The sequence below is a fragment of the Streptomyces pseudoechinosporeus genome, from assembly GCF_054783935.1.
On the sequence record NZ_BAAGPS010000080.1, the window covers coordinates 210,491 to 230,078 of the forward strand.

Consider the following 19,588-nt stretch of genomic DNA (forward strand, 5'->3'; position numbering starts at 1 on the left):
CCTGCACGTGTGCCCCCGGCCCGGTTGATCCGGCCGGGGGCACACGTGCAGGCGCGCATATTTTCCTGTCCGAACAGTTCATGGATCGACAGCCTGAGCGAGTACGAGGAGTCGAGCGCCACGACGAAGATCGGATTTCGGTGCGCGACGCAAAGAAGGGCGACGCCGATTCCGGTGTCGCCCTTCTGCGCAGCGGGCTGGGCTCAGAGGATGTCGTTCTCACGACTGGTCGGATCAGGCCGGTGTCGCATACGGCGTGTCGCAACGGCCAACGCCTTCGGAGGCGGCAGCGTGCAGCCGGTGTACATCCACACCCAGCACTCCCCGACCAATCATCAGGGCGGCGATCGAGACGAGTGCGAGTTCACGCTTGGTGGGGAAGCGGGCAGGTTCTCTGCCGCGGGCCGACTCGACCGCTCATTCCTCCGGCACGAGTTCGCAGAAGGCGCCCACCGCCGGGAGCCCCGCCTGGCGCACGGGCTCCACCGCTGCCTCGGCTATCCAAGGCCTGCGCAACACCCCGCCGGCTCCCGCCTCCACCGGCACGACGTGGCCCGGGCGGGATAAGTCCGCGGCGCTCGACTACGGCGGGGCGAGGGTCGCGACGGTGCGCGCGGTCTCCACCGGATATCCCGGTCCGGCGCCCAGCCGATCGACCGTGACCCGGTGAGTGCCTAATTGGGTTTCAGCGGCTCAGGCTGGTGGCCATAGTCGGCGGTGTACCGGACTGCGAACGCGACAAGCCGCGGTTTCGCAAGGCTCGCGGCGAAGGTCACGCTGCCCTGGGCGCGGCTGTCGTCGACGACCATGACGGACGTCCGGCCGCTACCGCAGCGATGGCGTGCCAAACCCTGTCGTCCCCGCCGGCACGAGGAGTGGACTGCAGCGCCACATCATGTTTCTTCGTAGTGATCACGCTTCGGCCACCCTGCGAGCGCGGCTGGCGACAACGTCATCCGCGATGGCCCCGACGGTCGAGAAGACGTGGTCGTGGTAGACCAGCGGTGAGCGCTGGTCTATCTCGGCGTGTTCGACGGTTCCCAGCACGACCACGTGGTCGCCACCGTCGAGAAGTCCGCTTGTCCGGCATGCCAACCAGACGGCAACGCCGGGCAGCCGCGGCAGTCCCGCGTCGGAACGCCAATCCACAGACGCGAACTTGTCGGGACTCTTCTTACTGAAGTTGGCCGCGAGCACCTTCTGGTCACTGGCCAGCACGTTGACACCGAAGCGCTCGGCGCCCCGCAGTTTGGCCAGCAGCTCCGACTGCCGGTCCAGGGCGACGGAGATCATCGGTGGATCAAGAGACAGGGAAGTGAACGCGCCGACGGTAGTGCCGTGCGGCCGCTCCTCCGAGATCGCCGTCACCACGACGACCGGGGTCGCAACCTGAGACATGGCAGCACGAAACAGGTCGGGTTCGACCATGACGCCTCCTTGAGTACTGGTCGATTCTGTCTACAGAATGGACCCTTAACTAGGTGTTCACAAGGCCAACTCCGCACCGAATCATCTTGACGCTAGGTGAATCTGTCGACAGAATGCCGAGTGTCGCCACACGGACCGAGTACACGCAGGGGTTATGCCGATGGTCGAACGATCAGCAGACTCGCTCACAGCAGCGGAAGCCGGGAGCGAGTCGGGCCAGGGAACTGTCACCCTCGACGCGGTTCACGAACTGCTGCGCAACCGGATCCTGCACGGTGAACTCCCGCCGGGAGCGGTCGTGTCCCAGGCTGATCTGTCCCGCGACCTAGGGGTGTCCCGCTCCCCGATCCGCGAGGCGTGCCGGTTGTTGGAGCGGGAAGGGCTCGTGGTCTCGCGACACAACCGCCGCGTCCAGGTTGCCGACTTCTCCATGGAGGACCTGGAGGAGCTTTACGCCTCACGGCTGGTGCTGGAGCCGCTGGCGCTGACCGTGCGTGTGCCGTCTCTGACAGCGAGCGAACTGGACGAGATGGCCACGGTGCTCGAGGAGATGCGACAAAGCGCCGAGCAGCGCGACTACGACCGGTTCAAGGCTCCGCACGAGCGGTTCCACGCGGTCCTCTACTCGGACACAAGTGGCCGGTTGCTGCGGCAGATCAATCAGTTGGCCGATCATGCGAGCCGGTATCGCCGCGTCTACATGACCCAGTCACCGAGCGCCTGGGACGTGGTCATAGGGCACGACACCAGAATCCTGCAAGCGGTGTCCCGAGGGGACGCCGTTGCCGCCGGTGCGGAGTTGGCCCGACACCTGGCTGCCACAGCGCTGTCGATGATGGCGCTGATGGATCCGCTGCACGACCCACGCCTGCTCCGTGCCGCGCTGCACCAAGCCTGTCACAGTGAGGAAGGAACGAGATGAGTGATTCGGAACCGACCACCTACGAGCGGTCGACGGTGAGCTACGAGACGGCTCGCCGACTGCTCGAGGCTGCTGTCGGGAGCGCACGCGAGGCCGGTATGCCGGCGGCCATCGTCGTCAGCGATGTCGCCGGTGAGCCGATCGCGATCGCGCGCACGGACGGCGCCGGCCTGCTGCCCATGAAGGTGGCATCCGACAAGGCCTGGACGGCCGCCAATGCCGGTGCTCCCACCGAGCAGGTGCACGCCTTCATCAGTTCGGACCCGGGGGCGCTGGTGTCCATGCCGACAGTGCCCAGGTTCAGCTCGGTCGCCGGCGGTCTTCCCATCACCGGCGGCGGTCGCGTGATCGGTGCGATCGGGGTGAGCGGCGGCGCCAGCGCTCAGGATGCGGCCGTGGCCCAAGCCGCGCTTGATGCCCTCGGGGAGCTGTAGAGATGTTCGGCGTCAACTGGCGAACCTCGCCACGACAGTACGACGTGCTGGTCGAGCGACATGTGCGCATCGTGATGGACGACGGCGTCGAGCTCGACGCGCAGGTGTACCGGCCGGACTCCGACGGCCAGTTCCCTGGCCTGCTCGGGGTGCACGCCTACGACGCCGCCATGCAGACCGCGCACTCGCGCCCTCGCGCGATGAACCTGGCGAACGCTCAGGCCGAGGCCGGCGATCCCTACTTCTACGCACGGCGCGGTTACGTTCATGTGATTGTCAACGCGCGCGGGACCGGCGCCTCTGGCGGCCGCTACTCCCACTACGGACCGCGCGATGTCGACGACATCGTCGCCGTCATCGAGTGGATGGCGGCCCAGCCGTGGTGCACGGGCGGTGTCGGGATGTTCGGCGTGTCCTACTTCGCCGTAGCGGCGAAGCAGGTCGCGGCCCGCAATCCGGAACCGCTCAAGGCCGTGTTCGCGCCGTTCGGGTACACCGATTTCTATCGCGACAAGTTCTACCACGGGGGCATCCTCGCCCGGAACTTCGTCACGTCGTGGACCAAGCAGCTGGCCAACGTCGAGGTCGACGGATGGAGCAAGAAGGCGCTCGGCGAGGAGGAGTACGCCCGCCGGTTGGAGCAGTTGCGCGCCGACCCGGACATCACAGCGGTGTCCGAGCTCGCGGCCGCGCTCGCCGCGCCGGACGTGAACGCGCACCCGTTGATCGTCGACGTGCTGATGAACTCGGTGGACGGCCCCTACTGGCACGAACGCAACCCCGACCTCACGGCCATCCGTGTGCCCATCGTGCTGGGCGCCTGCTGGGGCATGTACGGATTGCACCTGCCCGGCGAGTTCCGGGCGTGGAAGCAGATCGACGCGCCCAAGAAGCTGATCGTCGGGCCGCCGATCTACCTCAACCGACCGGTCTACCAGTACGCGGAGCAGTCACTGCGCTGGTTCGACCACTGGCTCAAGGGCAACGACACCGGTTACCTCGACGAGCCACCCGTGCAGCTGTTCCTGCAGGGCGACGACGGCAAGGGCTCCTGGCTCGACGCCCACGAGTGGCCGCTGCCGCAGACCGCGTGGCACAGCTTCTACCTTCACCGCGAAGGGCTGCTGTCGGAACACGAGCACTGGCCCTTCGAAGGCGCGTCCGGCTACGAGGACAACATTTACAACGGCCGTGACGCCGTCACCTTCACCACGCCCCCGCTGGTCGAACGCACCGAAGTGGTCGGGCCGGCGACCGCGACGGTGTACGCGGCCACCACCGACGACGAGTTGCTGCTGTTCCTCTCGTTGTGGGTGGTCGATGTCGACGGCAGCCGCCACCTGATCACCCGTGGCTGGCTCCGCGGAACTCTGCGCGAGGTGGACGAGGCTCGATCCGAACCCTGGCTTCCCGAGCACCCCTACACCAACCCCAAATCCGTGACACCTGACGCGGTGCACCGATACGAGATCTCGCTGTCCCCGACCGCCTATGTGTTCAGTCCCGGCCAGCGTATCCAGCTTCAGGTCAGCTCCTCCGACCTGGAACATCCTGAAAGGTTCGTCGATGTGGTCGGTCAGGGCCATCTGCTCAGGCGCAGTCCCTCCTGGGTCAGCATCCTGCACGATGCCGAACACCCGTCAGAACTGAAGCTTCCCATCACCAATGGCAACCGCATCGGTACCTACATGTCCGCCGATGGCACCCTTTCCGCACCGATCTCCTGACCCCAGAATTCCGCCAATGACGACGGAGGCCAAAAAATGATCACCCCCTGGCTGTTCGACAACTTCAACTACCCGTGGTCCCCCGACCCCACGAAGTTCGACACCAAGGCAACTCAGGATCTCTTCGACTGGCACCTCGACACGTGGGAGCTGGCCGAGCGTGTCGGATTCGAGGGCATGTTCTTCAGTGAACACCACTACACCCCCTACGCCTTGAGCCCGTCCGCCAATCTTCTGGTCGCCGCGCTCGCTCAGCGCACCCAGCGGCTGAAGCTCGGCGTCATGGCGAACATCCTGCCGATGCACAACCCGCGCCGGCTGGCCGAAGAGTACGCGATGCTGGACTATCTCACCCACGGGCGGCTCGAGATCGGCCTCGGCCGGGGTGTCGACGAACGGGAGTTCCTCCGCGAAGGCATCCCGCTGAAGGAAACGCGAGCCCGATTCCAAGAAGGTCTGCGTCTGATCGAAGAGATGCTCTCGAAGCCGGTCTTCACGCATTCCGGCGAGTACGCGAACTTCGTGGAGACGTCGATGTGGCCGCAGCCGCGGCAACCCATGTCGGAGCGGCCTCCGATCTGGATCACCGCACTCAGTCCGGAGACCATCGACTGGTGTGGCGAGCAGGGTTACCGCATCTCCACGGCTTTCCAGCCCACCCAGCAACTGCGTGCCACACACGACAGGTATCGTGCTGCGGCGCAAAAGGCGGGGAACCCTTCAGGGCCGGAGACCGTGATGGTGCTCAGGAACGTCTTCGTCGCGGAAACCGACGAGGAAGCCCGCGCCATCGCCGAGCCCGCTCTCAACCACATGTTCGGGCTGTACAAGGAGTCCGTCGTCTGGAAGGACATCGAGAACACCGTCCCTGAGGGGTACGACACCGAGTTCTACCAGTCGTTCTTCCGTCCCTTCGCCGGATCCGGTCCGGTCGACTGGCAGACCCTCGTCGATCTCGGGATCTTCATTGTCGGGTCACCGAGCACCGTCCGCGAAAAGCTGATCAAGCAGGCGCACGAGATCGGGTCCTCGAACCTCCTGTTCTGGGGCTCGTTCGGGACCCTGACGAAGGAACAGACGATGAACTCCTATGAATTGCTCGGGCGCGAAGTCATTCCCGCGCTGCGTGAGGAGACCGTCGACTAGCACGGTCTCAGCATGACCGTGGCGCGGGCCGTGCCGGCAGCGATTACCGGCACGGCCACCCGCCTCCCGGACCTGAGCCGCTCGGGAGAGCTCGCTGATCGTGACGTCTGCGCTGCGGCGAGTGCCTGCGCGGTCACCGTGGTGGTACTCCAGCGCGACGGCGTGGTCGGCCATCCCGCGCACCGGATGACCTGACGCCACCCGGTTCGTGCTGCCCGAGGGTTTCGCTCGGTCGGCACAACGGCCTTGAAGGAGATGACATGACGACGTTGGCCGGTAAGACGCTTTTCATAACAGGCGGCAGCCGCGGCATCGGTCTCGCGATCGCATTGCGCGCGGCTCGTGACGGGGCAAATGTGGCCATCGCTGCAAAGACGACGGAGGTCCACCCGCGGCTCCCCGGCACGATCTACACGGCCGCACGCGAGATCGAATCGGCCGGCGGCCAGGCGTTGCCGCTCACCTGTGATGTTCGATCCGATGACCAGGTCAGCGCTGCTGTAACGGAAACCGTGAAACGGTTCGGCGGCATCGATATCTGTGTCAATAATGCGAGCGCGATCAGTCTCACGAATACCGTGGAAACTGAAATGAAGCGTTTCGACCTGATGCATCAGGTAAACGTGCGTGGCACTTTCCTGGTGTCAAAAACCTGCCTGCCCCACCTCGAGGCCGCGGACAACCCCCACATCCTGAACCTGTCACCTCCGTTGGGAATGGTGTCCGGATGGTTCGGTATGCACCTCGCGTACACGATGTCCAAGATGGGGATGAGCATGTGCACTCTCGGCCTGGCGGAAGAACTCCGAGATACCGGGATCGGAGTCAACTCGCTGTGGCCGCTCACGTTGATCGACACCGCGGCTGTGCGCAATGTGGTCGCCGCCGCCGCTACAGGCCCGGCAGCCGGCCGAAAACCCGCCATCGTCGCCGACGCCGCCCACGCAATCCTGGTCAAGCCGGCGGAGCACTGCACTGGGAACTTCTTCATCGACGAGGAGGTCCTCCGCGCGGAAGGAGAACACGACCTCGATCGCTACTCCGCCCAACCCGGCACCACGCCGGCGGTCGACTTCTTCGTCCCGGACGGATTTGTCCAACTGCTCGGCAACCACACCGTGCCAACGGGTTCGGACAATCTTCCAGCCTGACCGCGTCATCGCGCTCATCAGAGTCCACCCCAACCCGGGTGCCGCCGACCTGGCAACCGGCCCGTCATTGCTGCCGCCCGCATTCGCCGGGGCCTTCATGGGCTCGACACACAATCCTCGTCGCCCGCCGTCACACGACTGATCAGCCGTCGAGCATTGAGTCGGCTGTGCTGCTGCACCGCGCGGGTGCCGGCCGCGTCGCCGCCGTAGGAGACGAACCCGAAGTCCCGGATCGTCCGCTGGTCGTCCAGCGCGCCGGTGAAACAGGCGGTGCCGTGGGCGCGGACCCTGGCCGGCGTGTCCGGCAGGGCTCCGCAGCCGACCAGCTCCAGCGCCGCGTCCACACCGTCCGGGCAGGCGGCCCGTACGATGTCGGCGATCTTGCCGTCGTCCATCGCCGGGTGATCGACACCGAGCCCCCGCAGCATGTCGGCGCGAGCCGGGCTGCGGGTGGTGGCGACGACGGTGGCGTGCATGCCCTTTGCCATCGCGGCCGCGCTCAGCCCGACCGTGGACGTTCCGCCGGATCAGCGGGGTCTGCCCGGACTTGAGGTCCAGGCCGGTGGTGAGGGAGCCGAGGCCGTCCGGACATCTCCGGCAGCGCGCCCAGCGTCGACCACGGCAGGTCCGAACTGACGGGGATCACCTGGCCGACCGGTACCAGGAGGTACTGGGCGCAGGAACCGTCGCTGGAGCGGCCCATGCCTCCCGATCATCGCCGCCACCTGGCCGACCGGCGTCAGACCGCTGCCCTCGGGCCTCGTCCACCACGCCGGCACCCTCGATGCCCGGCATGCGCGGCAAGGTCACGTCCGAGTCGGCGAGCCCCTTGCCGGTCGTCACCTCCGACTCGTTCACCCCGGACGCCTTCACCCGGATCCCGCGCCCCGCCCGGCTGCACCGCGGGCAGGGGACGTCCTTGACGACGAGCTTGTCCACACCGCCCGGCTCGGACAGCACGATGCGCGCATCGTCATGGACACACCGGCGCTGATGAATCTGTCATGGCGATTCCGCCACACATCGATGAGACCCCCGCCCGGGCAGCGGGACCGGGATGCGGGCCCGTCACTGGTGCCGTGCCTTGCCCAGCTCGTCGGTGAACCGGGCCACGACGTCCTCGGCCGTGGGGACGAGGCCGAACAGCTGCTCCTGCCGGCGGGTGTCGGCGACATAGCGGCCCGTGTCGAACCAGCCGAACATCGCGGCCATGTCCTTGACCACCGGCACGAAGCGGCCGACGACGGCTCCTGATGCGCGTGTGACGGTCGAAGGGACGGTCCACACCTTGATCTTCTTTCCGGCCCGGCTGCCCATCAGGTCGGCCACCTCGCGCATGCTGACCGGACGGTCCCAACCGATGTCGATGCGCTCGCCGTTGGCGGCCTCGGCGTCGACCGCGGCCGCCAGGCACACCGCGAGATCCGAGGTGTGGACCCAGGTCAGTGGGACGTTGGCCTTGCTCATCCAGATCAGGCGGCCCTTGTCGACCGGGTCGCCCGCCATGCTCGCGATCTGGTCGAAAAACGCTCCCGGGCGCAGTGCGACGAACGGGACGCCGAGCTGTTCGAGCTTGTCCTCGGCGATCTTCTTGTGCCAGAAGTGCGGGACCTGGGGCGTCTGGTCGCTGGTGAGGATGCTGGTCAGGACGAACCTTCGGATGCCGGCGCGGTGGGCGGCCTCGGCGAGGTTGGCGTTGCCGACGGTGTCGATGTCGTGCGCGTTCTTGCCGCCGCGGGTGTAGCCGGCGGCGGTGGTGATGACGGCATCGGCGCCGTTCATGGCGGCGACGAGCGAGTCGAGGTCGAGCATGTCGCCGCGGGCGATCTCGACACCCCGGTTTTCGAGCCTGCTCGCGTCGGTGGTCGGCCGGACCAGGGCGCGGACGTTCTTGCCGCGCTTGAGCAGTTCGTCGACGACCTTGCCGCCGACGGAGCCGGTCGCGCCGACGACGAGGACGGGGAGGGTGGTGGACATGGGGTCTCACTTCCATCAGGTCAGGAGTGGGGGGAGTGGATGGGCGGAGCAGGGGTGGCCGCGGACGTGGGTGCCGTCGGCCCGGGTCGCTCAAGAGGCGGGCCTTTGGTGGCCGGATCCGTTTGCGCGGGTCACCGCCGGCCTGCAGGAGCTTGCCGAGGTCGAAGGTGACCCGGACGCGGGTGATGCGGCCGTCCTCGATGTACAGCCAGTTGGCGATGGGGAAGGGCTCGCCGTCCCCGCGGGAGTGTTGCCCTCGCCCCCCGGATGAGTTCCGCCTGCCTGCACCGGGACATCTCGCGCTTGATTGACGCTGAGGCCCCGCAACCACTCGTTCTCCCCGACGTGCGGAAGTTAGCAGTGACTCCGCCAAATCCAAACGATTTGCACCCCATGCTCGCATCCCACCCCATCTGGCGAGCGGGGCACGCCAGATGGGGTGCAAACGGGTGAGTTACGTGGACTCTTCTTCCGGAAGAGCGCGGCTGTTGATCGCGTCGGCCATGGCGTAGGCCATGCGGACGAAGGACTCCGCCTGCTGCGCCGACAGGTTTTGCGCGGAGGTCTCCTCCAGGGCCCGCCACATGGCTGCCAGGGGCTCGCGCATAGCACGGCCCTTGTCAGTGAGGTGGACGACCATGACGCGTCGGTCGTGTGCGGCCGGTTCGCGGACGAGCAGGCCGGCATCCTGCATGCGGCGTAGGGACTTGGAGATGGTGGAGTGGTCCACGTCGACGCTTTCGAGCAGCTCGGACTGGGTCTGGCCGTCCTGGTCGAGGAGGTGCATCAGCAGCAGTTCCTGTCCGGGATGCAGGTCCATCTCGCGGAGCATTGCGGCGGCGCGGGCGCGGTGAGCGCGGGCGAGCTGGTAGATCGCGTAGCTCATCGGTCCCTCGCTGGCCGTAGTGGGGATGCGGGGTGTCGGGGCGGGCATGGTTGGGTTCCTCAGACGGTGTGGGTGGGGTAGTCGGTGTAGCCGACCGCTCCGCCGCCGTAGAAGGTCATCGGATCGGGGGTGTTCAGCGGCGCGTCAGAGCGTAGCCGCTCGACCAGGTCCGGGTTGGCGAGCGCGAGGATGAGGACCGTGGTCGGCCACCGACGGTGGTCGATGTCCACAGGGAGTTCAGCATGAGGGGGCCTTCTGGTGCTGTGACGACCAAGTGGGAGGGCGTGGCGGGCGCGATCAGTCGACGGTGAGGACGAGCTTGCCCCGGCCATGCCCGGCGTCGCTGACCTGCTGGGCCGTGGCGGCCTGGGCGAGCGGGTAGGCGGTGACGGTGGTGACGACCTTCCCGGTCGCGGCGTCCTGGGCCAGCGCGGCCAGGTGGGCGGCCGAACGTTCTTGGAGACTGAAGAAGGTGATGCCGAACTGGTGCGCGCGGAGGTCGGCGATGGTGACGATGCGCTCGGTGCCGCCGCGCAGGGTGATGGAGTCCTCAAGGGCTCCCTTCCCGGCCAGGTCGAACACCGCGTCCACGCCGTCGGGGGCCAGTGCCTGGACCCGCTCGACCAGGCCCTCGCCGTAGAGGGTCGCGGTGGCGCCGAGCGAGGTGAGGTAGTCCTGGTTGGCGGCGCCGGCGGTGCCGATGACACGCGCTCCGCGGGCCGTGGCGAGCTGGACCGCCAGGGTGCCGACCGCTCCGGCCGCGCCGTGCATCAGCACGGTCTCCCCGGCGGCGACGCCGAGCAGGTCCAGGACCCCCTCGGCCGTCGCGCCCGCCACCGGCAGCGCGACGGCGTGCTGCCAGTCGAGGCCGGCGGGCTTGAGGGCCACGGTGGTGGCCAGCGCGTACTCGGCGTACGAGCCGGTGTCCGACCACCCCAGCACCTCGTCACCCACCTGCACGTCCCGCACGCCCTCACCCAGGGCGTCCACCACACCGGCCAGCTCGCCACCGGGGACGGCGGGCAGCGGCGTGGGGAACCTGGCTTCCAGCGCCCCGGAGCGGATCTTGCCGTCCAGCGCGTTCAGCCCGGCCGCCTTGACGCGGACGAGGACCTGCCCGGGGCCGGGCTGCGGGACCTTGATGTCCGCCTCGTGCAGCACGTCCGTGCCTCCGAAACGGTCGAACAGGATGGCTTTCATGACGACTCCTCTCGTGTCACCACCCATTTAGGTGGCTGGACACATAACTACCGTAACAGCAAACACGTGGCTAGCCAAATATTTGCTGAGGCCCGAGCTGCGCCGGGATCGGTCGCGGTCGCGTCGGTCTCGGCGAGATGGCGGTTTCGTTTCCCAGGGCCGCCGCGCGAGACGCGGTGGCCCTGGGTGGGGGATGCTCACTGCTCCAGCGAGCGGCGCGGCACCGCACGGCGCGAGCCGCGCAATGCCGCGCCGGGCATGCACGTGACGCTGTCCGCGCTTACTGTTCGATCTTCAGGCCGCGCTGGATGACAGTGACCGCCTCGGCGTTCACCCGTTCGTTGATCTTCGGCCCGAGGATGGCGTGGGAACCGTGGAAGGTGCCGGGCACGAGGTGGAGTTCGGTGGGTACGCCGGAATCGAGGAGGCGCTGGGCGTAGGCGATGGCTTCGTCGCGCAGCGGGTCGAACTCGCTGACGCAGACGTAGGCGGGCGGGAGGCCGGTCAGATCCTCGGCGCGGGCCGGTGCGGCGTACGGGGAGACATCGGGGCCACCTCGACGCCCCGGGCCGCCCAGGTAGAAGTCCCACACGAACGGCAGGTCGGACCCCCTGAGGATCGGCGTGTCGGTGAGTTCGGCCATGGACGGGGTGTCGAGGCGGTCGTCAAAGGCCGGGACGCGCAGGAACTGGAAGCACGGCGTCGGCCCGCCCCGGTCGCGGGCCATCAGGCTCACGCCGGCCGAGAGGTTGGCGCCGGCGCTGTCGCCTCCGATCCCGATCCGCTCGGGGTCGATGCCCAGTTCCGCGGCGTTCTCGACCGTCCAGAGGAAGGCCGCGTAGCAGTCCTCGAGCGCGGCCGGGAAGGGGTTCTCGGGGGCCAGGCGGTATTCCACGGACAGCACGACGGCCCCCGACTCGGCGGCCAGGGCGTACGTGAGGCCGTCATTGGCGGCGACGTCGCCGCCGATCCAGCCGCCGCCATGGATATAGATGAACGCGCCGGACGCTGCCTGGCCGCTCTTGGGAGTGTAGATCCTTACGGGAACCTCCGGCGCGCCTGCCGGGCCCGGCACCGCCACATCCCGTACCTCGACGGGAATGGCCGTCTCAGGGCGCCCCAGCATGCTCGCGGCGAACTCGGTGGCCTGCTGGCGGAACGCTGGGGGATCGGCGTAAGGGAGGTGGGGGAGTATCTCCGCGATCGGGGCGAGCTCTGGATCAAAGGCATGGCGCATGGGGGTCTCCTTGGATGAGGGGGTCGCGTGTCGCGACCGGGAGGTGACAGATCCGTACGTTCCACCGCATTAGGTGGCTGGGCACGTAAACGTAGCAATAAGGTCTGTGGCTGGCCAAGTATCTCGGTAGGAGCTGTCCGAGGGCATCACGGACGGCGCGGACGACCTCGGTGGCGAACGCTCGACCCGGTCAGGCGGCCTGCCCTAAGGCCCCGGCGGTCAGATCCTGCTCGCGCAGCGGGCATCCGAGAGGTAGCGCAGCAGCTGCACGGTGCGGATCACGCGCCGACCTCGCGGAACGCGGTGTAGGTGGCGTTCTTCCTCGCGCTCGGGGGCGAAATCCTGGCCGGAGGAGGGCCGGACGGCGCTGGCACTGGCCGTGGCGAGGGAGGCGACGACGGCGTGCGGATAGTCGGCTGGTAGCCGACGATCCGGTCGCCGGGCCGGTCGCCGAGCTCGCGGAAGTGCGCCGCGAGCGCCGCCGTTCGCTGTCTCAGTGAGGTCCAGGACCAGTCGGCCCCGCGGCCGTTCTTGTCGTCGATGGCGATGAGGGCGGGATGCTCGGGGTCGGTTACCCGGACGGCGTGTTCGGCGTAGTCGAGCCGGGCCGGGGAAGCAGGTGGCACCGGGCATGACCCGGTCGGTGAGTACGGCGCTGGGTGGAGCTCGCGCATCTGCCATCACGCTCCTCGTGTTTCTCTAGGGGCCGTTTTCTCTAGGGGCCGTGCTTCCGTCGGGAGCAGTCGCACCGCGGGATGCCAGCAGCGCGTCCGTCGTGCGCTGGATGTGCGCGGTGAGTTCCGCCACGGCACGATCGGCGTCGCCGGCGAGCGCGGCGTCAAGAATCCGGCCGTGTTCGCCCGTGACGTCCCGGCCCGCACCGTCGGTGGCGACGCCCGACCAGCAGCGGTAGACCTCGGAGACGGCCCGCAGGGAGTCGGCGAGCCCACGGAGCCTGCCGTTCGGGCATGCCTCGTTGAGCGTCGCGTGGAACCGGGCGTGGGCTTCCAGCCAGTCCTCGTTGATGGCGCCCGACAGGTCGGTCATCGGAGTGGCGGCCAGGGTGTGATGGACCGCCACAAGGCGTGACTGCCACGCGAGGTCGCCCTGTTCGACGGACTGCCGCAGGGCCTGGGACTCGATGGTGACCCTGAGCTCGGTGAGATGGCGTAGGTCCACCTCGGACACCGGCATGACACGGAACCCGAACTGCCGTTCGGAAGTCACCAGGCCCTGCTCGACGAGCCTGGGAAGGACCTCCCGGAGTACGCCGGTGCTTGCCTGGTACCGCTCGCCGAGTTGGGCGAACGGCAGTCGTTCTCCGGGACCGAGGCGGCCGTTGAGTATGTCGCTGCGGAGCTCGGCGTAGACCTTCTCCGCCCTCGTCGGCGCTCCGGACCGGCCGGCCTTCGTCGGTGCGTCACTGAGCATGTCCTGAAGTAAAGCAGAGACGGGCCAATGTCGTAACCCCAACAGAATTTCGAAAACGTATTGACATGCCGAAATGCTCGGCGGATGTTGATGGTAGACAGCACCGGTCGATGTGGCTCCAGGAGCGAACATGCGCGTGGCATCCGTGGCACAACGTCTTACCGTCCTCACCGCCGACGGCAACACAGCCGACGTCGCCCGGCTCAGCGATGATCGGTTCTCGTCCGATCCTCAGGCCGTCTACGAACGATGGGACGAGTTCCGCGAGTGGGCCGCCGACGCGGTCCCCGCGGCAGGGGCAACGGCCGACGCCGTCGTCGCTCCCGACACCCTCGGGCCTCCCGTTCCGGCACCCCGGCAGGTCTTCGCGATCGGGCTGAACTACAACGATCACGCCAAGGAGTCGGGGGTGGCGCTCCCCGAGGCGCCGCCGACGTTCACGAAGTTTCCCACCTGCATCACCGGCCCGTACGGGGATCTCCCGCTGCCGAGCGGCTCGGTGGACTGGGAGGTGGAGCTCGTCGTGGTCATCGGTCGGCCGGCGCATCACGTCAAGGAGGAGGACGCCTGGGAGTACGTCGCCGGGCTGACCGTCGGGCAGGACTTCTCCGAGCGGAAGGTGCAACTCACGGGTCCGGTCCCGCAGTTCTCGCTGGGCAAGTCCTTCCCCGGGTTCGGCCCCATCGGTCCGTGGCTGATCACGCCGGACGAATTCGACAACCCGGACGATCTGGAGCTCAGCTGCACGATCAACGGCGAAGAGGTCCAGAAGGCCCGCACCTCTTCGATGATCTTCCCGGTTCGCGAGCTGATCGCCCGGCTGTCCGCGGTGTGTCCGCTGCTCCCCGGCGACCTGATCTTCACCGGTACTCCCAGCGGCGTCGGCATGGCCCGGACCCCTCCCAGGTTCCTCTCGCCCGGCGACGAGGTCGTCAGCCGCATCGAGGGCATCGGGGAGATCCGCCAGCGCTGCTTCGCCTGACCCGGGCGCTCAAGCCTCCTCCGCGCCACCTCTCCACTCCATCGCGCCACTTCTCTGCTCAACGACGAGTCCACGAGGGAACAGATCATGGCCCTTCATCGTATGGCGTCGGTCACCATCGGGGTGCCCAACGTCGCCGAAACCACCGCCTACTACGCGGAATTCGGTCTCACCGAGACCGCACCCGGCCGGTTCGCCACCCAGGACGGCGGTGAACAGCTCATCCTGCGCCACTCACCCACCCGCCAACTCCTCGCCATCGAAGTCGGCATTGACGACGAGGACGACCTCGGCCGCACGGCGGAGTCCCTGACCAAGCTCGACCTGACGGTCTCCAAAAGCGCGGACACGCTCTCGGTCCGGGAGCCCATCGGCGGGTTCGACGTCACCCTGCGGGTCATGCCGCGGCTCGTCCAGCCGGAACAGCCTCCGACCCCGTACAACGGACCGGGGCGCGTGGAGCGCCCCAACACCCGGGCCCCCGGCATCCTGCGGGAGGGACCGGTCCGGCCCCGCAAGCTCGGGCACATCGTGGTCGGTTCCGTGGACAAGGAGGCCACCCAGCGGTTCTTTACCGAGGGACTCGGCTTCAAGGTCACCGACGAGGCCAAGGGCCTCGCCGCCTTCATGCGCTGCTCGACCGACCACCACAACTTCCTCGTCCAGCAGTCCCCGCTGAACTTCCTGCACCACACCGCGTGGCAGGTCGACGACGTCGACGAGGTGGGCCGCGGGGCCACGGCCATGCTGGAAGGCAATCCCGAGCGGCACATCTGGGGCCTGGGCCGTCATCACGTCGGGTCGAATTTCTTCTGGTACCTGAGGGACCCCGCGGGCAACTTCTCCGAGTACTACAGCGACCTCGACTGCGTCCTCGACGACCAGCTCTGGAAGCCGGGGATGTTCGAAGGACTCAAGGGTCTCTACAACTGGGGGCCGCCGCCCCCGCCGTCGTTCCTTCAGCCGGAGGACCTCGCCGCCCTGATGACCGGCTCCCACAGCGCGCCGTGAGGAGATCGAGACGACCGTTGCCAGTCCCCGCCGGCTGAAGCCGCCGACGGGTCCGTATCTGCATACATCCTTCGGGCTCTGAACACCGTACAGAGGAGTCACCATGCGGCACGAAGGCCGGACCGCGGTCGTCACCGGAGCTGCGGCCGGGATCGGCCGTGCCTTTGCCCTCCGGCTGGCTGCCGAAGGTGCCGCCGTGGCGGTGCTGGACCGGGCCGATGCCACCCCGGTCGTGAAGGAGATCCTCGACGCGGGTGGCCGGGCCATCGCCGTACAGGCCGATCTCACCGAGCCCGCCAGTGTGGTGGCCGCCCAGGAGGAGGTCACGGAGCAGTTCGGGGGGGTCGACATCCTGGTCAACAACGCAGGTGTCTATCCTATCCAGCCGTTCGACGCCATCACCTTCGAGCAGTGGCGCGCGGTGTTCAGCCTGAACGTCGATGCCATGTTCCACACGGCGAAGGCGTTCGTGCCGGGCATGCGCGAGCGGGGCTGGGGCCGGATCGTCAACATGACGTCGAACTCCGTCGCTTTGGTCGCTCCCGGCTTCGCGCACTACATGGCGAGCAAGATGGCCGTGATCGGCCTCACCCGGGCACTGGCCACCGAACTGGGCGACGCCGGCATCACCGTCAACGCCATCGCGCCCAGCCTGGTGCGTACGGCGACGACGGAGGCCGGGCCGGCGGAACTGTTCGAGGCGGCTCCGCAGGCGCAGGCCATCCGACGGGTGGAAGTCCCCGAGGACCTCACGGGCACGTTGTCCTTCCTCGTCTCCGACGATGCTGTGTTCATCACCGGCCAGACGCTCTTCGTCGACGGCGGGCTCGTCCGGTCATGAGCACGGTGGGGGAGAGGACCTCGGCGAGTGGTTCCGCCCCGGCTGTTGCGGCGCTGGTGTGAGGCCGTCCGTGGTCTGGCAGGCCTCGGGTGGCTCACGGCCTTCGGGCACGAGTCGGTGCGCCACGCTGGGCACATGCTCATCACCCCGCCGCAGCCAGTGGCGTGGGCACCCAGGCGATCCAGGTCGCCCGGCAGCTGGGAGCCGGGCGGATCCTGGGCACCTCCCGGTCGGGGCGCGACGGCACGGCCCTGCGGCAGCTGGGACTCGACGAACTGATCAGCACGAGCGAGCACGACTTCGCCGAGCGGGTCCAGGAAGTCACCGGCGGAGCCGGAGCCGACGTCATCGTCGACCATGTTGGGAGGCCCCTACCTCCCGGCGAACATCCGTGCCGCAGCAGTGCGCGGATGCATCGTCGGTGTCGGCCGTCTCGGAGGGGCGGAGGGAGTCCTGGACATGGAGGAACTCGCCCGCAAGCGGCTGGAGATCATCGGTACGACATTCCGCACCCGCACTCTTGAGGAGAAGACTGAAGTCGTCAGGGCCCTGTGCGCCGAGATCGATCTCAACAGCGCGGCCGACGCCCTCCGTCCCGTCGTCGACCGGACGTTTGCGTGGACCCAGGCCCTCGACGCCCAGGCCGCACTCGAGCGCGACCACCATCTCGGCAAGTTCGTCCTCGAGGTCGGCTGACTCGCGGGCGGGCACCGGCAACCCCCCGGTGCCCGGCCGCTGGCCGCTGTCATGCGTGCCGGTCGCCGGGCGCGGAGGATCTCACCAAGATCCGACCGCCCTCGCGCACGCGCCCACCGCGCGCGTCCGGGCCGGCACCCTGCCCTTCACTCCGATATGGTCCCGATCACCGATGAGAGGACCGGCGAGCTTGTCTGCCGGCCACCTGAGTGGACGCCGCGTCGTGGCAGCGTCTGTTGACGAGTGTCGCCGGGAAGCAGAGGCTCATGCGTGATGGGCCCTTCCTGGGCACCGTGCGGGCGACAAGAGTCGCCTGATGGTGAACCGACCGTAAAGGGGGTGCTGTTCGCCCAGTCGGCGGAGCATTCGCATCGGTGACGTATTCCTGGAAATCCCACAATCCATCCATGGCTCCCTTTCCTCGATCGGTCCCCTGCTGGGCCCTTCGGAAATATTCAGCCAGGCTCATGGTTCTTTGGTAACCAGGCCGATGGTCCGGTCTGCCGGTGGCGGCCAGACTCGCTCGGGAGCGCCGATGGAGGCGCCCGACCACGGACGAAAGTTGGGGGCCATGAGCGTGTTGGAAACGGCGGCCGGGGTGACCGGACTGTACTTCGACGACTTCTCCCTGGGCCAGAGCTGGGTGACACCGGCCCGCACGATCACCGAGGCGGACCTGGTGGCCTTCTCCGGGATCTCGGGGGACTTCAACCCGCTGCACACCGATGAGGAGTTCTCGAAGAAGACCCAGTTCGGGGGGCGCATCTTCCAGGGCCCCGGAGTGTTCGCCGTGGCGACCGGTTTGGAGTCGCGTCTCGGCATCAAGGACGGTACCGCGATCGCGTTCCTCGGCATGAACTGGAGCCTCAAGGCGGCGGTGCGGATCGGGGACACGATCAGGGTCCACCAGCGGGTGGCCGAGCTGCGGCCGTCTTCTTCCAAGCCGGACCGTGGTGTGGTCACCTTCGATGTGCAGGTGGTCAACCAGCGCGACGAGGTGTGCCAGGAGGGCCAGTGGGTGGTCATGTTCCAGAGGCAGTAGTGACCGACGTACCACCGGGCGGCTTCCTCGCTCGCCCGGACCACTGGGCGGGTGTCCAGCCCCCTGCTCTCGCGCTGTCCGACGGTGGCAAGGACATCGGCTACGCAGAGCTCGAAGAGCTGATCGACGCCGCTGCCCGCCGGCTGACCGCGGCCGGGCCGCGGACCGCGTCGTGCTGGTGGCCGACAACGGCGCGGCGTACCTGGTCAGCGCCTTCGGGGTGTGGAAGGCCGACCGTGTGCCGGCGACGGTGTACCCGTCGCTCGGCATGGCCGAACCGACATACTGCCCAGACAGCGCGGACCCCGTCCAGCGGGTGACCGGTCAGGCAACTCGCCCCTGACAGACGGGGCCTGCACATCGCCGAACTCATCGATCCTGATGCGGGGCACGGTGGTCCCCGCGCGACAGATTGATGGTGCCTCGACCGCCCGTGCCTCAAGCAGGTCGTGTGCGGCGACTGCTTCCTCCAACGGCATCGATCCGTGCAGCTCGTCGCGGACCATGCCGCGGCGCAGCAACTGCAGGCAGTCCTCCAGCTCCGCGCGGCTGCACGCCTGGGAATCGACCAGACGGATATCACGGACTCCGCCCTGAACAAGGGGGCAGGCCAGCCCACGCGCAAGTCGCTCAGCCGGCCAGCCACGCACGACCAGGCGTTTCGCCTTCGACCGCAGCGCCTCCACCCGCGCCGGAACCACGTCCATGTTTTGAGGATGCGTTGGTGGTCCACCGACAGTGCAGACCAGGCAAGCCCGTGGCGCCACACCGGAACCTGCGACTTCGACTTCGCCGCATCCCCAAGCGCCCTCGACGGTGCTGCGGTTGTCCAGAGCCGGCACCGTGCCGACCCGCATGCGAGCAATCACCAACTCCTGCCACTCCAGCAGGCCATCCACCCGGTCAGGAGACCAGGCCCGCCCGAGCGCAGCGCCGAACAGGCGAGGCAGGAGCCGGGGCCGCCGGGGGTTGAGGGGCCACGAAGTTCCCGGACAGGGACCCATAGGGTTGTCCTGAACAGGAAACGAGGAAGAAGTGGCGCCACCCAGTAAGTACTCGCCGGAGTTCCGCGAGGAAGCCGTCCAGATCGCGTTGAGGTCGAGCAAGACGATCTCCGAAGTTGCCCGGGAGCTTGAGCTGAATCCGGAGACGCTGCGCGGCTGGGTCAAGAAGCACCAGAAGCAGCAGGAACCGGCTCCCGACGCGGAACTGGCGGTGAACGAGCGGGCGCGCCTGAAGGAACTCGAACGACGCAACCGCGAGCTGGAGATGGAAGTTACCTTCCTGAAAAAAGCCGCAGCGTACTTCGCGAAGGATCCCCGGCAGCAGGCAAGTACGAGTTCATCGACGAGATGCGGCTCGACACCGAGGAGTACGCATACCGCGTCGAGTTCATGTGCGGCCGGCTCGGCGTATCCAGATCCGGCTACTACGACTGGCGATCCCGCCCGGAATCCGCGACGGCCCAGCGGCGCGA

At 67.8% G+C, this 19,588-nt stretch carries 22 protein-coding genes and 4 pseudogenes; 15 read left to right on the forward strand and 11 right to left on the reverse strand.

The window, feature by feature from the left end:
- Positions 1 to 417: 417 nt before the first annotated feature.
- Both ACYVO6_RS44600 and ACYVO6_RS44605 read right to left on the reverse strand, forming a co-directional pair.
- Positions 418 to 567, reverse strand: a pseudogene (locus ACYVO6_RS44600) (3,4-dihydroxy-2-butanone-4-phosphate synthase); the annotation flags it as partial.
- 345 nt (positions 568 to 912) lie between these two features.
- On the reverse strand, positions 913 to 1,428 hold the full coding sequence (locus ACYVO6_RS44605) for a flavin reductase family protein (protein ID WP_461071884.1): 516 nt from the start codon (positions 1,426 to 1,428) through the stop codon (positions 913 to 915).
- Positions 1,429 to 1,588: 160 nt separating this feature from the next.
- Between ACYVO6_RS44605 and ACYVO6_RS44610 the strand changes: the two genes are divergently transcribed.
- The 6 genes from ACYVO6_RS44610 (at position 1,589) to ACYVO6_RS44635 (ending at position 6,808) form a co-directional block, all read left to right on the forward strand.
- Positions 1,589 to 2,350, forward strand: coding sequence for a GntR family transcriptional regulator (locus tag ACYVO6_RS44610; RefSeq protein ID WP_461071886.1), 762 nt, complete (start codon positions 1,589 to 1,591; stop codon positions 2,348 to 2,350).
- Positions 2,347 to 2,784 (forward strand): GlcG/HbpS family heme-binding protein, encoded by a 438-nt coding sequence (locus ACYVO6_RS44615; RefSeq protein WP_461071888.1) that lies wholly within the window; start codon positions 2,347 to 2,349, stop codon positions 2,782 to 2,784. Before ACYVO6_RS44610 ends, ACYVO6_RS44615 begins: the two co-directional genes overlap by 4 nt.
- Before the next feature lie 2 nt (positions 2,785 to 2,786).
- Positions 2,787 to 4,511: a CocE/NonD family hydrolase gene (locus ACYVO6_RS44620; protein ID WP_461071890.1), complete on the forward strand. Its 1,725-nt coding sequence runs from the start codon at positions 2,787 to 2,789 to the stop codon at positions 4,509 to 4,511.
- A 36-nt stretch (positions 4,512 to 4,547) separates the two neighbouring features.
- Complete coding sequence (locus tag ACYVO6_RS44625) at positions 4,548 to 5,657, forward strand: LLM class flavin-dependent oxidoreductase (protein WP_461071892.1); 1,110 nt, start codon at positions 4,548 to 4,550, stop codon at positions 5,655 to 5,657.
- A gap of 12 nt (positions 5,658 to 5,669) precedes the next feature.
- Positions 5,670 to 5,852 (forward strand): hypothetical protein, encoded by a 183-nt coding sequence (locus tag ACYVO6_RS44630; protein ID WP_461071894.1) that lies wholly within the window; start codon positions 5,670 to 5,672, stop codon positions 5,850 to 5,852.
- A 65-nt stretch (positions 5,853 to 5,917) separates the two neighbouring features.
- Positions 5,918 to 6,808, forward strand: coding sequence for an SDR family oxidoreductase (locus tag ACYVO6_RS44635; RefSeq protein ID WP_461071896.1), 891 nt, complete (start codon positions 5,918 to 5,920; stop codon positions 6,806 to 6,808).
- A gap of 95 nt (positions 6,809 to 6,903) precedes the next feature.
- Here ACYVO6_RS44635 and ACYVO6_RS44640 read toward each other — a convergent pair whose 3' ends face one another.
- On the reverse strand, positions 6,904 to 7,296 hold the full coding sequence (locus ACYVO6_RS44640) for a zinc-binding dehydrogenase (RefSeq protein WP_461071898.1): 393 nt from the start codon (positions 7,294 to 7,296) through the stop codon (positions 6,904 to 6,906).
- Between the two features lie 305 nt (positions 7,297 to 7,601).
- On the opposite strand from ACYVO6_RS44640, the gene ACYVO6_RS44645 reads away from it, so the two are divergent.
- The gene (locus ACYVO6_RS44645; protein ID WP_461071900.1) at positions 7,602 to 7,802 is read left to right on the forward strand and encodes a hypothetical protein; all 201 of its coding nucleotides are present in this window, start codon (positions 7,602 to 7,604) and stop codon (positions 7,800 to 7,802) included.
- Between the two features lie 74 nt (positions 7,803 to 7,876).
- Here the strand turns inward: ACYVO6_RS44645 and ACYVO6_RS44650 are convergent, their stop codons facing one another.
- The 7 genes and pseudogenes from ACYVO6_RS44650 to ACYVO6_RS44680 form a co-directional block, all read right to left on the reverse strand.
- Positions 7,877 to 8,785 carry an SDR family oxidoreductase gene (locus ACYVO6_RS44650; RefSeq protein ID WP_461071902.1) on the reverse strand — a complete coding sequence of 303 codons (909 nt, stop codon included), beginning with the start codon at positions 8,783 to 8,785 and terminating at the stop codon, positions 7,877 to 7,879.
- 454 nt (positions 8,786 to 9,239) lie between these two features.
- Positions 9,240 to 9,719: a MarR family winged helix-turn-helix transcriptional regulator gene (locus ACYVO6_RS44655; RefSeq protein ID WP_461071904.1), complete on the reverse strand. Its 480-nt coding sequence runs from the start codon at positions 9,717 to 9,719 to the stop codon at positions 9,240 to 9,242.
- Between the two features lie 11 nt (positions 9,720 to 9,730).
- Positions 9,731 to 9,871 (reverse strand): annotated as a pseudogene (locus tag ACYVO6_RS44660) (alkene reductase); the annotation flags it as partial.
- A 97-nt stretch (positions 9,872 to 9,968) separates the two neighbouring features.
- Positions 9,969 to 10,871, reverse strand: coding sequence for an NADP-dependent oxidoreductase (locus ACYVO6_RS44665; protein ID WP_461071906.1), 903 nt, complete (start codon positions 10,869 to 10,871; stop codon positions 9,969 to 9,971).
- A gap of 280 nt (positions 10,872 to 11,151) precedes the next feature.
- Complete coding sequence (locus ACYVO6_RS44670; RefSeq protein WP_461071908.1) at positions 11,152 to 12,108, reverse strand: alpha/beta hydrolase; 957 nt, start codon at positions 12,106 to 12,108, stop codon at positions 11,152 to 11,154.
- A gap of 278 nt (positions 12,109 to 12,386) precedes the next feature.
- Positions 12,387 to 12,734 (reverse strand): hypothetical protein, encoded by a 348-nt coding sequence (locus tag ACYVO6_RS44675; RefSeq protein ID WP_461071910.1) that lies wholly within the window; start codon positions 12,732 to 12,734, stop codon positions 12,387 to 12,389.
- 73 nt (positions 12,735 to 12,807) lie between these two features.
- Positions 12,808 to 13,539: a GntR family transcriptional regulator gene (locus tag ACYVO6_RS44680; protein ID WP_461071912.1), complete on the reverse strand. Its 732-nt coding sequence runs from the start codon at positions 13,537 to 13,539 to the stop codon at positions 12,808 to 12,810.
- 130 nt (positions 13,540 to 13,669) lie between these two features.
- Here ACYVO6_RS44680 and ACYVO6_RS44685 point away from each other — a divergent pair, with 130 nt between their 5' ends.
- From ACYVO6_RS44685 to ACYVO6_RS44715, 7 genes and pseudogenes are all read left to right on the forward strand, one after another.
- On the forward strand, positions 13,670 to 14,521 hold the full coding sequence (locus ACYVO6_RS44685) for a fumarylacetoacetate hydrolase family protein (protein WP_461071914.1): 852 nt from the start codon (positions 13,670 to 13,672) through the stop codon (positions 14,519 to 14,521).
- A gap of 87 nt (positions 14,522 to 14,608) precedes the next feature.
- Complete coding sequence (locus ACYVO6_RS44690) at positions 14,609 to 15,532, forward strand: VOC family protein (RefSeq protein ID WP_461071915.1); 924 nt, start codon at positions 14,609 to 14,611, stop codon at positions 15,530 to 15,532.
- A 103-nt stretch (positions 15,533 to 15,635) separates the two neighbouring features.
- Positions 15,636 to 16,373, forward strand: coding sequence for an SDR family NAD(P)-dependent oxidoreductase (locus tag ACYVO6_RS44695; protein ID WP_461071917.1), 738 nt, complete (start codon positions 15,636 to 15,638; stop codon positions 16,371 to 16,373).
- A 164-nt stretch (positions 16,374 to 16,537) separates the two neighbouring features.
- Positions 16,538 to 16,732 (forward strand): annotated as a pseudogene (locus ACYVO6_RS44700) (zinc-binding dehydrogenase); the annotation flags it as partial.
- On the forward strand, positions 16,731 to 17,069 hold the full coding sequence (locus tag ACYVO6_RS44705; RefSeq protein ID WP_461071919.1) for a zinc-binding dehydrogenase: 339 nt from the start codon (positions 16,731 to 16,733) through the stop codon (positions 17,067 to 17,069). The pseudogene ACYVO6_RS44700 and the gene ACYVO6_RS44705, both read left to right, overlap by 2 nt.
- 571 nt (positions 17,070 to 17,640) lie before the next feature.
- Positions 17,641 to 18,111, forward strand: a complete 471-nt coding sequence (locus tag ACYVO6_RS44710) for a MaoC/PaaZ C-terminal domain-containing protein (RefSeq protein WP_461071921.1) — start codon at positions 17,641 to 17,643, stop codon at positions 18,109 to 18,111.
- Between the two features lie 172 nt (positions 18,112 to 18,283).
- Positions 18,284 to 18,454, forward strand: coding sequence for a hypothetical protein (locus ACYVO6_RS44715; protein ID WP_461071943.1), 171 nt, complete (start codon positions 18,284 to 18,286; stop codon positions 18,452 to 18,454).
- 259 nt (positions 18,455 to 18,713) lie between these two features.
- On the opposite strand, the pseudogene ACYVO6_RS44720 reads toward ACYVO6_RS44715, so the two are convergent.
- A pseudogene (locus tag ACYVO6_RS44720) lies at positions 18,714 to 19,115 on the reverse strand (hypothetical protein); the annotation flags it as partial.
- A 31-nt stretch (positions 19,116 to 19,146) separates the two neighbouring features.
- Between ACYVO6_RS44720 and ACYVO6_RS44725 the strand changes: the two are divergent.
- The coding region (locus tag ACYVO6_RS44725) for a transposase (protein ID WP_461071923.1) at positions 19,147 to 19,588 on the forward strand (442 nt) is incomplete at its 3' end.